Source organism: Streptomyces sp. DH12, assembly GCF_020873895.1.
Classification (GTDB): Bacteria; Actinomycetota; Actinomycetes; order Streptomycetales; family Streptomycetaceae; genus Streptomyces.
This window is the reverse complement of the sequence record NZ_JAHWGT010001677.1, coordinates 1-388: the sequence shown is the minus strand read 5'-3', so window position 1 is coordinate 388 and position 388 is coordinate 1. Positions and strand designations below refer to the sequence as shown.

Here is a 388-nt window from a genome sequence, read left to right as displayed (position 1 = left end):
GAACGGACCTGCCGCAGTCGCCCCCGTCTTGATTAATCTGTTGGGCGGAGGCGCGCCGACAGCGCCTCCGCCCCTGCCGCCCCGCCCGGTGCGCCGAGGGGCCCCAGCTATCCGAGGAGTGACCCTCTCCGGCGATGGACGGATCGTCCTGCAGTACCTGCGCCGCCCTCGGCGGCCACCGGGAAGCGGGAGTACCCGGTGCGTGCGGTCAGCTCCACGATCTGCCCCGGAGTGACCGCCGGGGTGACGGTCACCAGGGACTCACGGCGCAGCAGGACGTCCGTCACCGGGCGCGAGCCCAGCTCCAGGGCGTCCTCCAGGCGTTCCGCCTCCTCCGGGTCGAGAAGACCGGCCTGGCCGGCGTCCTCCACCAGCCGGTTGAGCTGCT

The 388-nt window shown here is 72.9% G+C and carries 1 pseudogene; it reads right to left on the bottom strand.

Annotation, left to right across the window (positions count from 1 at the left end):
* Positions 1-107 precede the first annotated feature (107 nt).
* A pseudogene (locus tag LPA54_RS41700) lies at positions 108-388 on the bottom strand (hypothetical protein); the annotation flags it as partial.